Origin of the sequence: Ostreiculturibacter nitratireducens (assembly GCF_032670585.1) — a bacterium.
Lineage (GTDB): Bacteria > Pseudomonadota > Alphaproteobacteria > Rhodobacterales > Rhodobacteraceae > Ostreiculturibacter > Ostreiculturibacter nitratireducens.
Genome location: NZ_JAVQHL010000003.1, coordinates 360341 through 377630 on the forward strand (window position 1 = coordinate 360341; position 17290 = coordinate 377630).

Here is a 17290-nt window from a genome sequence, read left to right on the forward strand (position 1 = left end):
GGGCGGCCTTCCCGCCGCCCCCGTCTTGCCTCAGCCGACCACGTTGAAGTCGGGTCCGTAAGGATATTTCGTGATGTCCTCGTTCCCGTCCTCGGTGATGACGAGGATGTCGTGTTCCCGATACCCGCCCGCGCCGGGATTGCCCTCGGCGATGGTCAGCATCGGCTCCATCGAGATCACCATGCCGGGTTCCAGGACCGTGTCGATGTCCTCGCGCAACTCGAGCCCGGCCTCGCGGCCGTAATAATGCGAGAGCACCCCGAAGGAATGGCCGTAGCCGAAGGTGCGGTACTGCAGCAGCTCCCGCTCCGCGAAGAACTCGTTGATCTTGTGCGTGACCTCGGCGCAGCTGACGCCGGGCTTCAAGAGGGACATGCCGTATTCATGCGCGGCGATGTTCGCCTCCCACAGTTTCAGCGAAGCGTCGTCGACCTCGCCCACGAACATCGTCCGTTCGAGCGCAGTGTAGTAGCCCGAGATCATCGGGAAGCAGTTGAGGCTGAGGATATCGCCGCGCTTCAGCTTGCGGTTCGTCACCGGGTTGTGCGCGCCGTCCGTGTTGATCCCCGACTGGAACCAGACCCAGGTGTCGCGGTACTCGGCGTCGGGGAAGCGCTTCGCGATCTCCCGCTCCATCGCGTCGCGCCCGGCGATCGCGATCTCGATCTCGGTCGCGCCCTCCCTCACGGCGTCTCGGATCGCGTAGCCGCCGATATCGGCGACGTTCGCGCCGTGCGTGATCAGCTCGATCTCGGCCGAGGATTTCATCATCCGCTGCTGCATCGTCGCTGGCGCGATGTCCATTCCGCGCTTCGGCTGGAGGAACGCGTTGAGCTTCTCCGAACGCTCCAGCGTCAGGTGATCGGCCTCGCAGCCGATGCTCTTCCCCGTCCCCGTGATCGAGGCGACCGCGCGCCAGAAGTTGTCGCGCTTCCAGTCGGTGTAGGTGACGTTGTCGCCGTAGGAGCGCCGCCAGGGCTGGCCCGCGTCGATCCCCGCGCTGACCGTGACGCAGTCGGTCTTGGTCACGACACAGGCATAGGGCCGCCCGAAGGTGCAGTAGAGGAAGCCCGAGTAATAGGCGACGTTGTGCATCGAGGTGAGCACGACCGCGTCGAGCTCGTGCATCTCCATGATGTCGCGCAGGCCCTGAAGCCGCGCCTCGTATTCCTCTGCCGCGAAGGGCAGGACGGCCTTCGTGCCGTTGTGGAACCGGTATTGTTCGGGACGTTCCATATCAGACCTCATTGCTGGGGTCCGTATCATGCAGGGACCCCGAAAGGTCCCGGCGTACAGGACGGTGGCGGGAAACCCGCAAGCGGCGGGGAGGCGCCCTCCCCTGCGGCGACGCCATCGCCGCGGCTCGGAGCGGATGATTGCCGCATTTCCGTCCGCCCGGCAAGCCACCTTCCCTTCGCGGTCCCGCAAATGTCCCGGCGCGCGCGGCCTCTGGACCAGCCGCCCCGCCGCGTCTAGCCTCGCCCTGAAAGGGTCCGCGCGATGCTCCGCTATTTCCTGAGGCGCCTTCTTTCCCTCGCGGTCAGCCTGATCGCGTCGAGCCTCGTCATCTTCGCTGTGATCGAGGTGGTCCCGGGCGACCCGGCCTCGTACATGCTGGGCCTGAACGCGAGCCCCGAGACAGTCGCTGCGCTGCGCGACACGCTCGGACTGGAAGGCTCGCCGCCGGAACGTTACCTCGCCTGGGCGGGCGGGATGCTGACCGGGGATTTCGGCATTTCCTATACCTACAAGGTGCCGGTCGCGGACCTCGTCGCCGATCGGCTCGCCGTGTCGCTGCCGCTGACGCTCTACGCGCTCGCGCTTTCGACGATCATCGCCCTGCCCGTCGGGCTGATCGCCGCCGCTCGGCGGGGGACAGCGACGGACCTCGGGATCATGGGGGCGACGCAGCTTGGGATCGCGGTGCCGAATTTCTGGTTCGCGATGCTTCTCGTCCTCCTCCTCGCGGTGCGCTGGCAGGTCTTTCCGGCCGGCGGTTTCCCGGGATGGGAGGCGGGGCTCTGGCCCGGCCTCGTTGCGCTGACCCTGCCGGCCGTCGCGCTCGCCCTGCCGCAGGCATCGATCCTCGCCCGCGTCCTGAGGTCGGCGCTTCTGGAAACCCTCGGGCAGGACTACATCCGCACCGCCCGTGCAAAAGGCCTGTCGCGGCGGCAGGCGATCCTCGGGCACGCCTTCCGCAACGCGCTGATCCCGGTGCTGACGATCCTCGGGATGCAGTTCTCCTTCCTCCTCGCCGGCGCGATCATCATCGAGAACGTGTTCTACATCCCGGGCCTCGGGCGGCTCATCTTCCAGGCCATCACCCAGCGCGACCTGATCGTGGTCGAAAGCGTGGTGATGCTCCTCGTCTTCGCGGTGATCCTCGTCACCTTCCTCGTCGATCTCGGCTATGCCGCGATCGACCCGCGGCTGAGGCGGCGGGCATGAGGGGTGGTCTGGCGTTGGGCGCGGCGCTCGCCAGCGTGGCGCTTCTGGCAGCGGCGGTTTCGGCCGTCTGGACGCCCTACGACGTGACCGCGCTCGCCATCGCAGAGAAGCTCCGGGAGCCGTCGGCGGCGCACCTTCTCGGCACCGACCATTTCGGGCGCGACATCCTGTCGATGCTGATGGTCGGCGCGCGCACCTCGATCGCCGTGGCGCTGGTCGCCGTCGGGATCGGCATGGGCGTCGGCGTGCCGCTCGGGCTTCTCGCCGCCGCGCGGCGCGGAGGCTGGCTGGACGAGGTCATAATGCGCGGCAACGACCTTGTCTTTGCCTTCCCCTCCCTCGTCATCGCGATCCTGATCACAGCCGTCTTCGGCCCCTCGGCGGTCAACGCGATCCTCGCCATCGGGATCTTCAACATCCCGGTCTTCGCCCGCGTCACGAGGGGCGGGGCGCTGTCGCTCTGGACGCTCGACTACATCCGCGCGGCGCAGGTGGCGGGAAAGGGCCGCGCCCTGATCTCGGTCGAGCACATCCTGCCCAACATCCTCAACCTCCTGATCGTGCAGGGCACGATCCAGTTCTCGCTCGGCATCCTCGCCGAGGCGGGCCTCTCCTACGTCGGCCTCGGCGCGCAGCCCCCGACCCCGTCGTGGGGCCGGATGCTGGCCGAGGCGCAGACCATGGTCACCCTGGCCCCGCATGTCGCGATCTTCCCGGGCCTCGCCATCGTGCTGACGGTCGTCGGGCTCAACCTGATGGGCGACGGTCTGCGCGATCTCCTGGACCCCCGGCTGAGGCGTGCGCGATGACACTTCTGTCGGTCGAGAACCTGTCACTCGCGATCCACGGGACGCCAATCCTCTCGGATGTCTCCTTCCGCATGGAGGAGGGGGAGGTCTTCGGCCTCGTCGGCGAAAGCGGCTCGGGGAAGTCGCTGACGGCGCTTTCGCTGATGCAGCTTCTGCCGAACGGATCCGACGTGATGGGCCGGGCGGTGATGGGCGGGCGCGATCTTCTGGAATTGTCCGAACAGGCGATGTGCAAGGTGCGCGGCGCCGAGATCGGCATGATCTTCCAGGAGCCGATGACCGCGCTCAACCCGATGCAGCGGATCGGCGACCAGGTGGCGGAGACGCTGATCGTCCACGGCCGCGCCACACGGTCCGTCGCTGCGCGCGTGGCGCGGGAAAAGCTCGACCGCGTGGGCCTCGCGGCGGAACGCTTCCCGCTCTCGCTCTACCCGCACGAGCTTTCCGGCGGCCAGCGTCAGCGCGTGTCGATCGCGCTGGCCGTGGCGCTGCGCCCGAGGCTCCTGATCGCGGACGAACCGACGACCGCGCTCGATGTCACGACCCAGGCGCAGATCCTCGACCTCCTGAAGGGGCTCGTCGCCGAGGAACGGATGGCGATGCTGCTCATCACGCACGACCTCGCCGTGGTGGCGGGGATCGCGGACCATGTGGCGGTCATGCGGAAGGGCCGGATCGTCGAAGCGGACCGGACGGAGGCCCTGTTCCGCACCCGCGGGCATGATTACACGCGGCGGCTCTTCGCCGCCTCGTCCCACGTCCCGGCGCGGCAGCCGCAGACCCGCGCCGAGCCGCTTCTTGAGGTCCGGGGCGCGGTGCGCGAATACCTTCTGCCGCGCCCCTCGCCCTTCGCGCCGCACCCGAAACTGCGCGCCGTGGATGGCGTGAGCTTCACGCTCAGCGAGGGCGAAAGCCTTGGCCTTGTCGGCGAATCCGGCTCGGGCAAGTCGACGCTGACGCGCGCTGTCCTTGGGCTCGACGAAGTGCAGGGCGGACGGATCCGTCTTCTGGGGCGCGATGTCCATGCCGACCGGCGGATGCCGGACGACCTGCGCGCGGCGATGCAGGTCGTCTTCCAGGACCCCTATGGCAGCTTCGACCCCCGCTGGAAGGTCGAGCGCCTCGTGGCCGAGCCTTACCACCTGACCGGCCGCCCCGCCGACTGGCGCGCGCGCGTCGCCGCAGCGCTGGAGGAAGTGGGGCTCGAAGCCACGGACGCCCAGAAATACATCCACGAGTTTTCCGGCGGGCAGCGCCAGCGGATCGCGATCGCGAGGGCGCTGATCGCGCGGCCAAGGCTCATCGTGCTGGACGAGGCGGTCTCGGCGCTCGACGTGCGGGTGCGGGCGCAGATCCTCGACCTGCTCGCCGCCTTGCAGGAAAGCCACGGGCTGGCCTACCTCTTCATAAGCCACGACCTGTCCGTGGTGCGCGCGATCACCGACCGGGTGATGGTGATGAAGGCTGGCAGGATCGTGGAAGAGGGCGCGACGGAGAAGGTCTTCGCGGACCCCGCGCACGACTACACGAAGACGCTGATCGCCGCGACGCCCGTGATTCCGGCGGAGTGGATGAACGGAGGAACGGATGCGCGAGATGCTGTGGTTTGATTCGGCGAAGGTTCTGATCGGGGGCGAATGGGTGGCGCCCGCCTCGGGCGACACCCTGCCGGTCGAGGACCCCTCGACGGGGTCCGAGATCGGGGCGATCGCACGGGGAACCTCCGCCGACATGGACGCCGCGGTCGCCGCGGCGGAAGCGGCGCTTGCCGGGGACTGGGGACGGATGACGGCGGCGGAACGCGGGCGTGTCCTTTCGCGGATCGGGCGGATGGTTCTGGAGCGGGCGGACGACCTCGCCCGGATCGAAGCGACCGACGTCGGCAAGCCCCTGAAGCAGGCCCGCGCGGATGCCCTGGCGCTGGCCCGCTACATGGAATTCTACGGCGGCGCGGCGGACAAGGTGATGGGGGAAACGATCCCCTACCTCGACGGATACACCGTCTACACGCTGCGCGAGCCGCATGGGGTCACGGGCCACATCGTGCCCTGGAACTACCCCATGCAGATCATCGGTCGCTCGGTCGGCGCGGCGCTTGCCATGGGCAATGCCTGCGTCCTGAAACCGGCGGAGGAAGCCTCGCTCTCCGCGCTGGCCTTCGCCGCGATCGCGACCGAGGCAGGGCTGCCGCCCGGCGCGCTCAACGTCGTCCCGGGCCTCGGCGAAGAGGCGGGCGCGGCGCTTTCGGGTCATCCCGGCGTCCGGCATCTCTCCTTCACCGGGTCGGTTGCCGTGGGATCTCTCGTCCAGGTGGCGGCGGCGCGAAACATCGTCCCCGTGACGCTGGAACTTGGCGGCAAGTCGCCGCAGGTCGTCTTCGCCGATGCCGACCTCGACGCGGCCCTCCCCTTCCTCGTCAACGCAGGCATCCAGAACGCGGGCCAGACCTGTTCGGCGGCCTCGCGCATCCTCGTCGAACGTTCGCGGTACGACCAGGTCGTGGACCACATGGCCGCGCGCTACCAGGCGCTGAAGGCCGGGCCCGCGATGGCGGACCTGGACGTGGGCCCGCTCATCTCGGCACGGCAGAAGGCGGTGGTCGAGTCCTACCTCGCGCTCGCGGGCGACCTGCGTGTGGCGGCGCGCGGCGAGGTGATCGCGGACGCGCCCGCGGGTGGCCATTACGTCGCCCCCGCTCTTCTGGCCGATGTCGGCGCGAGCCATCGGCTGGCTCAGGAAGAGATCTTCGGGCCGGCGCAGGTCGTGATCCCCTTCGACGACGAGGACGAGGCGGTGGCGATCGCGAACGGCACCGACTACGGCCTCGTCGCAGGAATCTGGACGGAGAATGGCGCGCGCCAGATGCGCATGGTCAAGCGCATCCGCGCGGGCCAGGTGTTCATCAACAATTACGGCGCGGGCGGAGGCGTGGAACTGCCCTTCGGCGGCGTGGGCAAATCGGGCCATGGACGCGAGAAGGGATTCGAGGCGCTTTACGGCTTCTCCGTCCTGAAGACGGTTGCGGCCCGGCACGGATAGGCGTCCTGCCGCACCATTGACGCACGTCAATGCATCCCCGCTCGTGACCTGCGAAGGTTTTTTCGCATTCAGGAAATCCGAATGAGGGGGCTGCCATGGAAGATGTCGAACGGCTCTTGAAGGGAACCGTCGAGGAACTCGACCGGCTTCTCAACGCGAAGAACGTGCTGGGCGATCCGATCGAGAAGGATGGAGCGACGATCATCCCGATCGTGAGCTACGGCTTCGGCTTCGGCGCGGGCGGCGGCACGGGCGAGAAGAACGCCACGAGCGGCGGCGCCGGCGCCGGCGGAGGGATCAAGCCCCTGGGCGCGATCATCATAGACAAGGAGGGCGCGCGCGTCGAAGGCGTGCAGGGCGCCGTGTCCGAGATCGCGCAGGTCCTGGGCGAGGCCGCCTCGAAAGCGATCGACAAGGCCGCGACGGCGGCAACGCCCAAGAAGGGCGGCTGATCAGCCATGACGGCGCTGCTCTGGGTGTTCCTGGGGCTCGTCGCTGCCGTCCTCGTCCTTCTGATCGGCGTGATCGCTCTCCCGGTCCATTTCCGGCTGAAGGCCGAGGTCGGCGACGAGGCCCGGACCGGCTCCGCGGCACAGGGGCGGATCAGCGTCGAGGTCCGGCTTTTCGGCGGGGTCGCGCCGCCCTTGAGATTTTCTGGCGGCGGCGGGCGAACGGAACCACCGCCGCCGGTCACCGAGGCCAGGGAAGAACCCCGCGCCCGGCGCAAGCGGCGCGGCTGGCGGATGCCCGGGGGCCCGGGTGTCGGGCGGCGCATCCTCCGGGCCGTGCCAGACCTGATCAGCGGCGAATTGCGCCGGATCCATATCGACTGCCTGTCGGTGGATGGGGAATTCGGACTGGCCGATCCCGCGGATACGGGAAGGCTCTACGGTTATCTCACACCAGTCATCTACGCCGTACCCTCGCGGCGCATGTCGGTGAACCTGCGCCCAGACTTCTCGCGTGCGTGCCTCTCCGGCCAGGCCGAGGCGGCGCTGCACCTCACGCCCGCGGCGCTGGCCTGGCCGGTGGCCCGCTTCGCGTGGACCGTCTTCGTGGCGGGGCGATGAGCTTGCGCCTCGATCCCCCCGTCGCCCTCGGCGGCCATGCGGTGGCGGTCCTCTGCGACTGCGAGGCGGAGGGTTGGCCGATGGGCCACGGCGCGCGGTTTCACGCACGAAAGATACCCGTCGCGGTCCTGATCAGGACGGGCGAGGTGCTGCAAGCCTTCGGCCTGAACGGCGAGCCGCTGGATCTCGATGCGCTGGAGGACTTTTTTCCGGGCCTCCGCGCCGCGCTGACGCCGGGCCCGGACGAAGATCGCCCTTGAGTTCCGCCCCGTGATCGGCAGGCTGTCCGGGAAACGGGAGGGCCAGCGATGAGACTTTCAGGAAAGACGGCCATCGTGACCGGAGGCGGATCGGGCTTTGGCGCCGGGATCGTACGGAAATTCGCAGAGGAAGGCGCGAAGGTGGTTGTCGCGGACATCAACGCGGATGCCGCCGAAACGGTTGCGTCGGAAGTCGGCGGCGTCGGGAGGCGCGTCGACGTGTCCGACCGGACGAGCGTCGAAGAGATGGCGCGGGAGGCGATTTCAACCTTCGGGCGGGTGGACATCCTCGTGAACAACGCCGGCACAACCCATCTGCCCGCCCCGATGGAGGAGGTCAGCGAAGAGGATTTCGACCGCGTCTTCGCCGTCAACTGCAAATCGGTCTACCTGACAGCGCGGGCGCTTGTCCCGCACATGAAGGCGCATGGCGGCGCGATCCTCAACATCGCATCAACCGCGGGCCTGTCGCCCCGGCCGCGGCTGAACTGGTACAACGCGTCGAAGGGCTGGATGATCACCGCGACGAAGACGATGGCTGTGGAACTTGCCCCTGCCGGGGTCAGGGTCAACGCGCTCTGTCCCGTGGCGGGCGAAACGCCTCTCCTGAAGTCCTTCCTCGGCGAAGACACGCCCGAGATGCGGGCGAAGTTCCTCGCGACGATCCCGATCGGCCGGTTCTCCACGCCCGCGGACATGGGCAATGCGGCGGCGTTCCTGTGTTCGGACGAGGCGTCGATGATCACGGGCGCCGCGCTGGAAGTGGACGGCGGTCGCTGCATCTGAACGGGCCGGGGGCAGTGGGAGCCCTCCAAGGATTTCTGGAGGCGGAAGGATGAGACCGGGGCCGAGGAACCTGATCACCGACGTGGCGGGGCTGACGGTCGGCAATGCCGAGGATCACGGCATCCGGACCGGGGTCACCGTGCTTCTGGGCGCGCGGCCATTCGTGTCGGCCGTGCATGTCATGGGCGGTGCGCCCGGCACGCGCGAGACGGACCTCCTGGCCCCCGACAAGCTGGTGCAGGAGGTGGATGCGCTGGTCCTCTCCGGCGGTTCGGCCTTCGGGCTGGACGCCGCATCCGGGGTCGCGGACGCTCTTCGCGCCGAGGGGCGTGGTTTCCCGGTGGGCGATCAGCTCGTGCCGATCGTGCCGGGGGCGATCCTCTTCGACCTGCTCAACGGAGGCCGGAAGGACTGGGCGGAAAACCCTTACAAGGCTCTCGGGCGGCGGGCCCTCGATGCGGCATCGGCGGATTTCGCGCTGGGGGCGGCGGGGGCGGGAACCGGCGCGACGACGGACCGGCTGAAGGGCGGCCTCGGCTCGGCCTCGGCAGTGCTCGATTGCGGGATCACGGTCGGGGCACTGGTCGCGGTCAACGCGCTGGGGTCCGTCACGGTGGGCGACGGGCCGGAATTCTGGGCAGCGCCATGGGAACTCGGGGCGGAGTTTGGCGGGCTCGGGCCGGCGCGCGGTTTCGTGCCGGGGCTCGAACCCGAGCCCAAGAAGCGGCTCGGCGAGGCGACGACCATAGCCATCGTCGCGACGGATGCGGCTCTGACGCAGGCCCAGGCGCAAAGGATGGCTACCGCCGCGCATGACGGGATGGCGCGCGCGATCGTACCTTCTCACACCCCCTTCGACGGGGACCTCGTTTTTGCGGCGGCAACCGGGGAAAGACCGCTCGCGGACCCTGTGACGGATCCGTTCAGGCTGGGCCATGCGGCGGCCTCGTGTCTCGCCCGTGCGATCGCGCGCGCGGTCTACGAGGCGGCACCGGCGGAAGGCGACATCGTCCCGGCGTGGCGCGCGCGGTTCAGCCGGTAGGACGCGGCCCCTCAGGGCAGAAGCGCATGCATCAGCGGGCTTTCCGGGTCCTCCAGCCCCTCGATGATGTCGAAGTGGTGCTTGCCCGCCTCGACCGTGACCCGGCAGGCCCAGGCGTTGCCGAGACGGCGGGCCTGATCCAGGAAGGCGGGGCGTTCGTCCCCGCCGACCCATACGTGAACGCGGGCGCCCCGCCGGGGCGGCATGAGCGTGGGGCTTTCCGCGAGCGCATCGGCCGCGTCGAGGCCGAGGTCGGCGTTCATCGCCGTGTGCATCAGGGGCCTGAGGTCCCCGACCGGCGAGATCGGCACGACGCGCTGCAGTCGTCCGGCGACGTTGTCGGGCAACGCAACGCTCGCCGCGGCCATGCGCGCGGCGAGGTGGCCGCCCGCCGAGTGGCCGCAGATCACGATCGGCCCCTCGACCTCGGCCGCCATCGCGGGGAGGGCGCGGAGGATTTCCATCGTGATCTCGGGGATATGCGCGGCGGGGGCCAGCGTGTAGGCGGGCATCGCGACCGCCCAGCCGCGGGCGAGGGGTCCAGCCGACAGATGCGAGAAGTCCGAGGGCGAAAAGCGCAGCCAGTAGCCCCCGTGGATGAAGACGACGAGCCCCTTGGGCGCCGCATCGGGAAGGAAGAGGTCGAACCAGTGCTTGGGGCCAGGTCCGTAGCGCAGGCCGGTCCGTGCCCTCTGGCCCAGTTTCTCGCGGTAGGCGGCCGCCTTTTCGGCCCAGCGCGCCGGATAGGCGTCTCCACCGGGGATGAATTTCGCGTTTGCGTAGGCTGTATCGTAGTCCATCGGTTCTGCTCCGGTCCCTCAACCCTTCCCTCGCGCTGGACATGCGCGAGGTCACATGCTTTGCATCATGCACCAGTCAGAGGGAGGTTCCCATGCTCGATTCCGTCACAAATCTTTCCGGTCTATTAAAGGACCCTTCGCTTCTGGCAACAAAGGCGTTTGTCGCCGGCGAATGGGTCGATGCCGACGACGGGGCGACCTTCCCCGTGACCAATCCCGCGCGCGGCGACGTTATCTGCCACGTTCCGGACCTTTCGCGGGTCGAAACGGCCCGCGCGATCGACGCGGCGGCCGCGGCGCAGAAGGAATGGGCGGCGCGCACCGGCAAGGAGCGGGCTGCCGTCATGCGCCGCTGGTACGACCTGATGATGGCCAACCAAGACGACCTCGGCACGATCCTGACGGCCGAGATGGGCAAGCCGCTGGCCGAGGCGAAGGGCGAGATCGCCTATGGCGCCTCCTTCATCGAGTGGTTCGGCGAAGAGGCGAAGCGCATCTATGGTGAGACGATTCCGGGCCATCAGCGCGACAAGCGCATCACCGTCATTCGTCAGCCGATCGGCGTCGCGGCCTCGATCACGCCATGGAACTTCCCGAACGCGATGATCGCGCGGAAGGCCGGCCCGGCGCTGGCCGTGGGCTGCGGCTTCGTCGCGCGCCCCGCGGCGGAAACGCCCCTCTCGGCGCTGGCGATGGCGGTTCTGGGTGAACGCGCAGGGTTGCCGAAGGGGATCCTGTCGGTCATCACCTCGTCGCGCTCCTCCGACATCGGCAAGGAGTTCTGCGAGAACCCGCTGGTGCGCAAGCTCACCTTCACCGGCTCGACCGAGGTCGGCCGCATCCTGCTCCGCCAGGCGGCGGACCAGGTCATGAAATGCTCGATGGAGCTTGGCGGCAACGCGCCCTTTATCGTCTTCGACGACGCGGACCTCGACAAGGCGGTCGAGGGTGCGATGATCTCCAAGTTCCGCAACAACGGCCAGACCTGTGTCTGCGCGAACCGGATCTACGTCCAGGCCGGCGTCTACGATGCCTTCGCCGAAAAGCTCGCGGCGGCGGTGAAGCGGCTCAACGTCGGCGACGGCCTCACGTCCGGCGTGGAGACCGGGCCGCTCATCAATGAAAGCGCGGTGACGAAGGTCGAGGAACATATCGCCGACGTTCTGGCGGGCGGCGGCCAGGTCGTGACCGGCGGCAAGCGGCACGAGCTTGGCGGCACGTTCTTCGAGCCCACGGTCGTGACCGGCGTGAAGCCCGAGATGAAGGTGTCGCAGGAAGAAACCTTCGGCCCGCTCGCGCCGCTGTTCCGTTTCGAGACCGAGGAAGAGGTGATCGGCTACGCAAACGACACGATCTTCGGTCTCGCCTCCTATTTCTATGCCCGCGACGTGGGTCGGATCACCCGCGTGCAAGAGGCGCTGGAATACGGGATGGTCGGCGTGAACACTGGCCTCATCTCGACCGAGGTCGCGCCCTTCGGCGGCGTCAAGCAGTCGGGCCTCGGCCGGGAAGGCTCCCGCCACGGTGTCGAGGACTATCTGGAGATGAAATACATCTGCCTGTCGGTCTGACGGCAGGGCGAGGCGCGCCGTGCATGACGGCGCGCTTTTTTTTTGGATTCTCGCCAAGGATTGACGCACGGGAAACGTCATAGTCTCTGTCATGCGCATGGAGACTGCCGACGAGGACCTGGCCCAGGCGGCCGCCAAGGGAGACCGCGAAGCCTTCGCGGCGCTCCTGTCCCGGCATTACGACCGCATCTTCGGCCTCGCCTTCCGGCTTACCGGCGACCGGGCTGAGGCGGAGGACCTCGCCCAGGACATCTGCGCGAGCCTGCCCGCGAAGCTTGCGAGCTTTGGCGGAAGGGCAAGGGTCACGACCTGGCTCTACCGCGTCACGGTGAACGCGGCGCATGACCGCCGCCGACGCCAGGCGGCGCGGACGCGTGCCGCCGACGGCTGGGGCGACTGGGAAATCGCCCGGCGCGCCGAAGCGGAGGAGGCCGCCAAGGCGCAGGACTGGCTCATCGGGGCGATGCGGGCGCTGACGCCCGAACTGCGCGACACCGTCGCCCTGACACTTGGGGAGGAGATGAGCCAGGCCGAGGCCGCAGAGGTGCTCGGCGTCTCGGAGGGAACGGTCGCCTGGCGCATGAGCGAGGTGAAGAAGCGGCTCCGCGCGATGGCGCGGGCGGAAGGGATGCCATGAGCGACGATCTGGAAAAGCTGCGCTCCGCCCTTAAGGCGGCCACGCCGGACCCCGATCCGGCCGCGAAGGCCGCCGCGATGGCGCGCGCCATGGAAAGTTTCGACCGGCACCAAGAATCCGAGGGTGAGGCGCGTCCCATGTCGGACCGTCCGAAAGGGACGGGGTTTCCGACAGGAGTGCTGAAGATGCTCATGAACCTCACCTCCCGCCCGGCGCTGACTGCCACCGCATCGGTCGCGGCGCTCTGCGTCGGGTTGATCGTCGTCGTGCCCGCGATCCAGAAGGAGCGTCCGGGATCCGTGGCCGTTCCCGAAGTGGCGGAGACGGCGCGGGAGCGTGCCGCCGATGCTTCGGTCCCGGAAGTCGCCCTTTCGCAGGCTGAACCCGAGCTGCAGACGGCTCCGGCCGACGAGGAAGCCGCGCAGGCCGATGATGTCCGAACGCTGACGCTTGCCGAACCGGCGCCCGCCCCTGACCCGGCCGCCCCGGCCGCGAAGATGGCGGAAGGCCGCGCGGGTGCTCTGGCGGATAGCGACATGGACGTCCGTACCCTGATCGGTTCCGCACCGAAGGCCGATGCCGCCTTCGCCCCGGCGCTTGCCGAACCGAATACCGAAGTCTTCGCGAACGAAGACGCGAACCCCGTGAAGTCCGTGACCGAGGAACCGGTTTCCACCTTCTCCATCGACGTGGACACGGCGTCCTATTCGGTCGTCCGCTCCTCGCTGAAGGCCGGCTATCTGCCGCCCGCCGATGCCGTCCGGGTCGAGGAGATGGTGAACTACTTCCCCTACGCCTATCCCGCGCCCGAGGCGGACGATGCGCCGTTCCGGCCGAAGGTGAGCGTTGTTCCGACGCCCTGGAACGAGGGAACGCGGCTCGTCCACATCGGCATCCAGGGACGCTTGCCCGCGCTTGGGGATCGGCCGCCCCTGAACCTCGTGTTCCTGATCGACACCTCGGGCTCGATGCAGGACGCGAACAAGCTGCCGCTGCTGAAGCAGTCCTTCCGCCTGATGCTGGGCGAGCTGCGCCCCGAGGACGAGGTGGCGATCGTGACCTATGCGGGATCGGCCGGGCAGGTCCTCGCCCCGACCCCGGCATCCGATCAGGCCGCCATCATGGCCGCGCTCGACCAGCTGGAGGCCGGCGGCTCTACCGCCGGGCAGGAGGGCCTGGAACAGGCCTATGCCGTCGCCGAGGGGATGGCGGCCGATGGCGAGGTCACGCGGGTGATCCTCGCGACGGATGGGGACTTCAACGTCGGCATCTCCGATCCCGACGCGCTGAAGTCCTACATCGAGACGAAACGGAAGTCGGGCACCTACCTTTCCGTTCTGGGCTTCGGACGGGGCAACCTGGACGACGCGACGATGCAGGCGCTGGCGCAGAACGGAAACGGCACCGCGGCCTATATCGACACGCTGTCGGAGGCGCAGAAGGTGCTTGTGGACCAGCTGACCGGCGCGCTCTTCCCGATCGCGAACGACGTGAAGGTGCAGGTCGAGTTCAACCCAGCCGTCGTCGCCGAGTACCGCCTGATCGGCTATGAGACGCGCGCCCTCCGGCGCGAGGATTTCAACAACGACAAGGTGGACGCCGGCGATATCGGCGCTGGCCATACCGTCACGGCGATCTACGAGGTGACGCCGGTCGGCAGCCCCGCCGTTCTGAACGAACCGCTGCGCTACCAACCGGCCGAAGCGCAGCCCGAACTGGCGGCGGAGGACATGGAGCTTGGCTTCCTGAAACTCCGCTACAAGGAGCCGGGCGCCAGTGTCAGCCAGCTCATCGAGATGCCGATCCCGGTGGAGCCGGAAGCTGCCGGCGAGGATGCCCGCTTCGCCATCGCGGTGGCGGGGTTCGGGCAGCTCCTGACGGGGGCCAGGTATCTCGGCGACTGGGGCTGGGACGAGGCCATCGCGCTCGCCAACGGCGCGAAAGGGGACGATCCCTTCGGCTACCGCACCGAGGCCGTCCAGCTGATGCGTCTGGCCGAGAGCCTGTCGCGGTGACGCAACGAACGAAAAAGGGCGCGCCCCACGGCGCGCCCTTTCCTGTTGGCCGCAAGCGGCTGGATCAGGCCTTGGCCTTCTCCACCGGCTTGGCTTCGATCGTTTCGCCATTGGCGATCTCGATCCGGCGCGGCTTCAGCGCTTCGGGCACTTCGCGCACGAGATCGATGTGGAGCATCCCGTCGACGTGGGAGGCACCCGTGACCTTCATGTGGTCGGCCAGGGCGAAGCGGCGCTCGAACGCGCGGGTGGCGATGCCGCGGTGCAGGTAGGTCCGCTCGCCTTCCTCCGCAGCCTTGCGGGCCGAGACGATGAGCGCGCCTTCCTTCACTTCGACGTTGAGTTCATCGGACGAGAAGCCCGCGACCGCGATCGAGATGCGGTAGGCGTTCTCGTCGAGCTTTTCGATATTATAGGGGGGATAGGTCGGCTGGGCGACGTCGCTGGTCAGCACCCTGTCCATCATGTCGGCAAGACGGTCGAAGCCGACGGTCGCACGGTAAAGCGGCGAGAAATCAAGATTGCGCATTGTCATCCTCCATCGAGCGATGTTTTCGCGCCCTCCCTGTCAGGGACGGGCAGTTGAACCGCCGAAGCCCGCATTCGGCGCCCCGGCAAGATTGATTTGGGTGGCAGGATTGCGGGTTTCAAGGCCCGCCGGCAGGCCGCTCAGGGCCGCAGGAACTTCGCCCCGCCCGCGGGCGCGCCCTCGCCGTAGCGGCGGACGCGGGGGGCGGCGTCCAGCGGAACCATGGGCACCGCGAGAAGGGCGCGCAAGTCATCGAGCGGGTCCGCGATCACCGCGCCGAGAGAGACCGGTTCCGAATGCATCTCGGCCTTGGCCGAAACGACGGATACGATGCGTGGAACCCCGTCGCGGATCGTGAACACCGGCGCGCCGGAGGATCCGAAATCGACCGAGCAGGACAGGACCAGAACGCCGCTCTGCCGCGCGAGGACGCGGCAGGCCTCTTGCAGCGAGGGGGCTTCCGCCCGGTCGAAGGCATAGGAAACGACACCAACGTCTTCACCCTTCCGCGGCCGCGTGTCGGTTTCGAAAGGGTGGATGGAGGGCAGCCTGATCGGATGGTCGAGTTCGAGAAGCGCAAGGTCATAGGCAACGCGGTCGACCTTGTCGTTCCCCTCGAATTCGTAATCCGGATGCGCGATCGCCCGGCGGACGCCGCGATACGCGGCGGCGCGGCCATTGCGCCAGCCCGCGAGGAATTCGATCTCTCCGGCATCGATCAGGGCGCCGGAGGCGCGATCGTAGAGGCAATGCGCAGCCGTCAGAACGAGGTCCGGCGCGATCATCGCGCCCGTGCAGAAGGCTCGCCCCGCGATGTCGAGCCTTCCGACCGCCTCCCATCCCTTGCTGTCGTTGGCGGTCGTGAGAGCGCGCAGACTCGTGTCCTGGGCCATGACCCCGGACGCGGAGAGGAGAGCGATCAGGACGGCGAGCGCGCGCATCGTGAGAACCTTCTTTCCCGACGATCCTAGCGCGGAGTTTTGACGGGATTAAGGCCCTTGTGTGAGGGAGCGCGGCTTCGGCCCGCCGGTCGCCCAGTCGAGGAGTTCGACGGTGTGGACGACGGGGACCCGAGTGCCCGATCCGATCTGCATCATGCAGCCGATGTTGCCTGCGGCTATCAGGTCAGGGTCGCGCATCTCCAGCGTCGCGATCTTGCGCTGCTTGAGTTCGGCCGAGATCTCCGGTTGGAGGAGGTTGTAGGTGCCTGCGGAGCCGCAGCAGAGGTGACTGTCCACCGGTTCGACGACCCGGAAGCCCACCTGTTTCAGCAGGTCCTTCGGCGCGGTCTTCACCTGCTGGCCATGCTGCAGCGAACAGGCGGCGTGATAGGCGACGGTCAGGTCCTTCGCGTCCCCCTTCGGTATGCCGATGCGCTGCAGAAGCTCCGAGATGTCGCAGGCGAGCCGCGACACTTCCGCCGCCTCGGCCGCGAGGCTGCCGGTCCGGAACATGTGCCCGTAATCCTTCACCGTCGTGCCGCAGCCCGAGGTGTTGATGACGATCGCATCGAGCCCGCCGGCGTTCTTCTCGGCCATCCAGGCGCGGATGTTCGCCTCGGCCTGCGCGTGGCTGTCGCCCGTCCGGCCCATGTGGTGCGTGAGCGCGCCGCAGCAGCCCATGCCCTTCGCGACCACGACCTCGCAGCCGAGGCGGCGGAGGAGCCGGATCGTCGCGTCGTTGATGTCGGTGTTCAGCGCCTTCTGCGCGCAGCCCGTCATCAGCGCCACGCGCATCCGCCGTTCTCCCTTCGCCGGGAAGACCTGCGGATCGTCGTTGCGGCTGACGGGCGGAACCTGCTTCGGCGCCATCGCGACCATGGCGCGCAGCCGCGCGTCCGGCAGCAGGCGCGAAAACGGGCGGGCGATCTTCGCGCCCAGCAGGGCAAGGCGGAAGCGGCCCGGATAGGGGATCACCTGGGCCAGCACCCAGCGCAGCGCGCGGTCCTTCCACGGCCGCCGATAGGTCTTCTCGATATGGGCGCGGGCGTGATCGACGAGGTGCATGTAGTGCACACCCGAGGGACAGGTCGTCATGCAGGCGAGGCAGGACAGGCAGCGGTCGATATGCGTCACCGTCTTCGCATCGGCGGGACGGTCGTTTTCCAGCATGTCCTTGATCAGGTAGATGCGCCCGCGCGGGGAATCGAGTTCGTCCCCGAGAACCTGGTAGGTCGGGCAGGTCGCGGTGCAGAACCCGCAGTGGACGCAGGCGCGCAGGATCTCGTTCGCGCGCGCGATGCCGGGGTCCTCGAGCTGTTCGGGTTTGAAATTCGTCTGCATCT

Annotated in this window: 17 protein-coding genes; 12 read left to right on the plus strand and 5 right to left on the minus strand. The window is 68.3% G+C overall.

Annotation, left to right across the window (positions count from 1 at the left end; genetic code table 11):
- Positions 1–30: 30 nt before the first annotated feature.
- The gene (locus ABCN56_RS16070) at positions 31–1236 is read right to left on the minus strand and encodes a M24 family metallopeptidase (protein WP_343081837.1); all 1206 of its coding nucleotides are present in this window, start codon (positions 1234–1236) and stop codon (positions 31–33) included.
- 264 nt (positions 1237–1500) lie between these two features.
- On the opposite strand from ABCN56_RS16070, the gene ABCN56_RS16075 reads away from it, so the two are divergent.
- From ABCN56_RS16075 to ABCN56_RS16115, 9 genes are all read left to right on the plus strand, one after another.
- Entirely contained in the window at positions 1501–2448 is a 948-nt protein-coding gene (locus ABCN56_RS16075) for an ABC transporter permease (protein WP_343081838.1), read from the plus strand.
- Positions 2445–3257, plus strand: coding sequence for an ABC transporter permease (locus tag ABCN56_RS16080; RefSeq protein ID WP_343081839.1), 813 nt, complete (start codon positions 2445–2447; stop codon positions 3255–3257). The genes ABCN56_RS16075 and ABCN56_RS16080 overlap by 4 nt, the downstream gene beginning before the upstream one ends.
- On the plus strand, positions 3254–4867 hold the full coding sequence (locus tag ABCN56_RS16085) for an ABC transporter ATP-binding protein (RefSeq protein WP_343081840.1): 1614 nt from the start codon (positions 3254–3256) through the stop codon (positions 4865–4867). The genes ABCN56_RS16080 and ABCN56_RS16085 overlap by 4 nt, the downstream gene beginning before the upstream one ends.
- Positions 4845–6296: an aldehyde dehydrogenase family protein gene (locus ABCN56_RS16090; protein WP_343081841.1), complete on the plus strand. Its 1452-nt coding sequence runs from the start codon at positions 4845–4847 to the stop codon at positions 6294–6296. The genes ABCN56_RS16085 and ABCN56_RS16090 overlap by 23 nt, the downstream gene beginning before the upstream one ends.
- A 95-nt stretch (positions 6297–6391) precedes the next feature.
- On the plus strand, positions 6392–6748 hold the full coding sequence (locus tag ABCN56_RS16095) for a GerW family sporulation protein (protein ID WP_343081842.1): 357 nt from the start codon (positions 6392–6394) through the stop codon (positions 6746–6748).
- A gap of 6 nt (positions 6749–6754) precedes the next feature.
- Positions 6755–7366, plus strand: a complete 612-nt coding sequence (locus ABCN56_RS16100) for a DUF2953 domain-containing protein (protein ID WP_343081843.1) — start codon at positions 6755–6757, stop codon at positions 7364–7366.
- A gap of 2 nt (positions 7367–7368) precedes the next feature.
- A complete protein-coding gene (locus ABCN56_RS16105; protein ID WP_343081844.1) occupies positions 7369–7626 on the plus strand; it encodes a hypothetical protein in 258 nt (85 codons plus the stop codon).
- Positions 7627–7674: 48 nt separating this feature from the next.
- Positions 7675–8412: an SDR family oxidoreductase gene (locus ABCN56_RS16110; protein ID WP_343081845.1), complete on the plus strand. Its 738-nt coding sequence runs from the start codon at positions 7675–7677 to the stop codon at positions 8410–8412.
- A gap of 49 nt (positions 8413–8461) precedes the next feature.
- A complete protein-coding gene (locus tag ABCN56_RS16115; RefSeq protein ID WP_343081846.1) occupies positions 8462–9454 on the plus strand; it encodes a P1 family peptidase in 993 nt (330 codons plus the stop codon).
- Positions 9455–9465: 11 nt separating this feature from the next.
- Here ABCN56_RS16115 and ABCN56_RS16120 read toward each other — a convergent pair whose 3' ends face one another.
- Positions 9466–10254 (minus strand): alpha/beta hydrolase, encoded by a 789-nt coding sequence (locus ABCN56_RS16120; protein WP_343081847.1) that lies wholly within the window; start codon positions 10252–10254, stop codon positions 9466–9468.
- Positions 10255–10346: 92 nt separating this feature from the next.
- Between ABCN56_RS16120 and ABCN56_RS16125 the strand changes: the two genes are divergently transcribed.
- The 3 genes from ABCN56_RS16125 to ABCN56_RS16135 all read left to right on the plus strand — a co-directional run bounded on the left by ABCN56_RS16125 (position 10347) and on the right by ABCN56_RS16135 (position 14477).
- A complete protein-coding gene (locus ABCN56_RS16125) occupies positions 10347–11825 on the plus strand; it encodes an NAD-dependent succinate-semialdehyde dehydrogenase (protein ID WP_343081848.1) in 1479 nt (492 codons plus the stop codon).
- Positions 11826–11922: 97 nt separating this feature from the next.
- Complete coding sequence (locus ABCN56_RS16130; RefSeq protein ID WP_343081975.1) at positions 11923–12462, plus strand: RNA polymerase sigma factor; 540 nt, start codon at positions 11923–11925, stop codon at positions 12460–12462.
- A 137-nt stretch (positions 12463–12599) separates the two neighbouring features.
- A complete protein-coding gene (locus tag ABCN56_RS16135) occupies positions 12600–14477 on the plus strand; it encodes a vWA domain-containing protein (protein WP_425466116.1) in 1878 nt (625 codons plus the stop codon).
- Between the two features lie 64 nt (positions 14478–14541).
- On the opposite strand, the gene ABCN56_RS16140 is transcribed toward ABCN56_RS16135, so the two are convergent.
- From ABCN56_RS16140 to glcF, 3 genes are all read right to left on the minus strand, one after another.
- Positions 14542–15006: an Hsp20 family protein gene (locus ABCN56_RS16140; RefSeq protein WP_343081850.1), complete on the minus strand. Its 465-nt coding sequence runs from the start codon at positions 15004–15006 to the stop codon at positions 14542–14544.
- A 140-nt stretch (positions 15007–15146) separates the two neighbouring features.
- Positions 15147–15947, minus strand: a complete 801-nt coding sequence (locus ABCN56_RS16145) for a trypsin-like serine peptidase (protein WP_343081851.1) — start codon at positions 15945–15947, stop codon at positions 15147–15149.
- A 48-nt stretch (positions 15948–15995) separates the two neighbouring features.
- Positions 15996–17288: a glycolate oxidase subunit GlcF gene (glcF, locus tag ABCN56_RS16150; RefSeq protein ID WP_343081852.1), complete on the minus strand. Its 1293-nt coding sequence runs from the start codon at positions 17286–17288 to the stop codon at positions 15996–15998.
- Between the last annotated feature and the right edge of the window lie 2 nt (positions 17289–17290).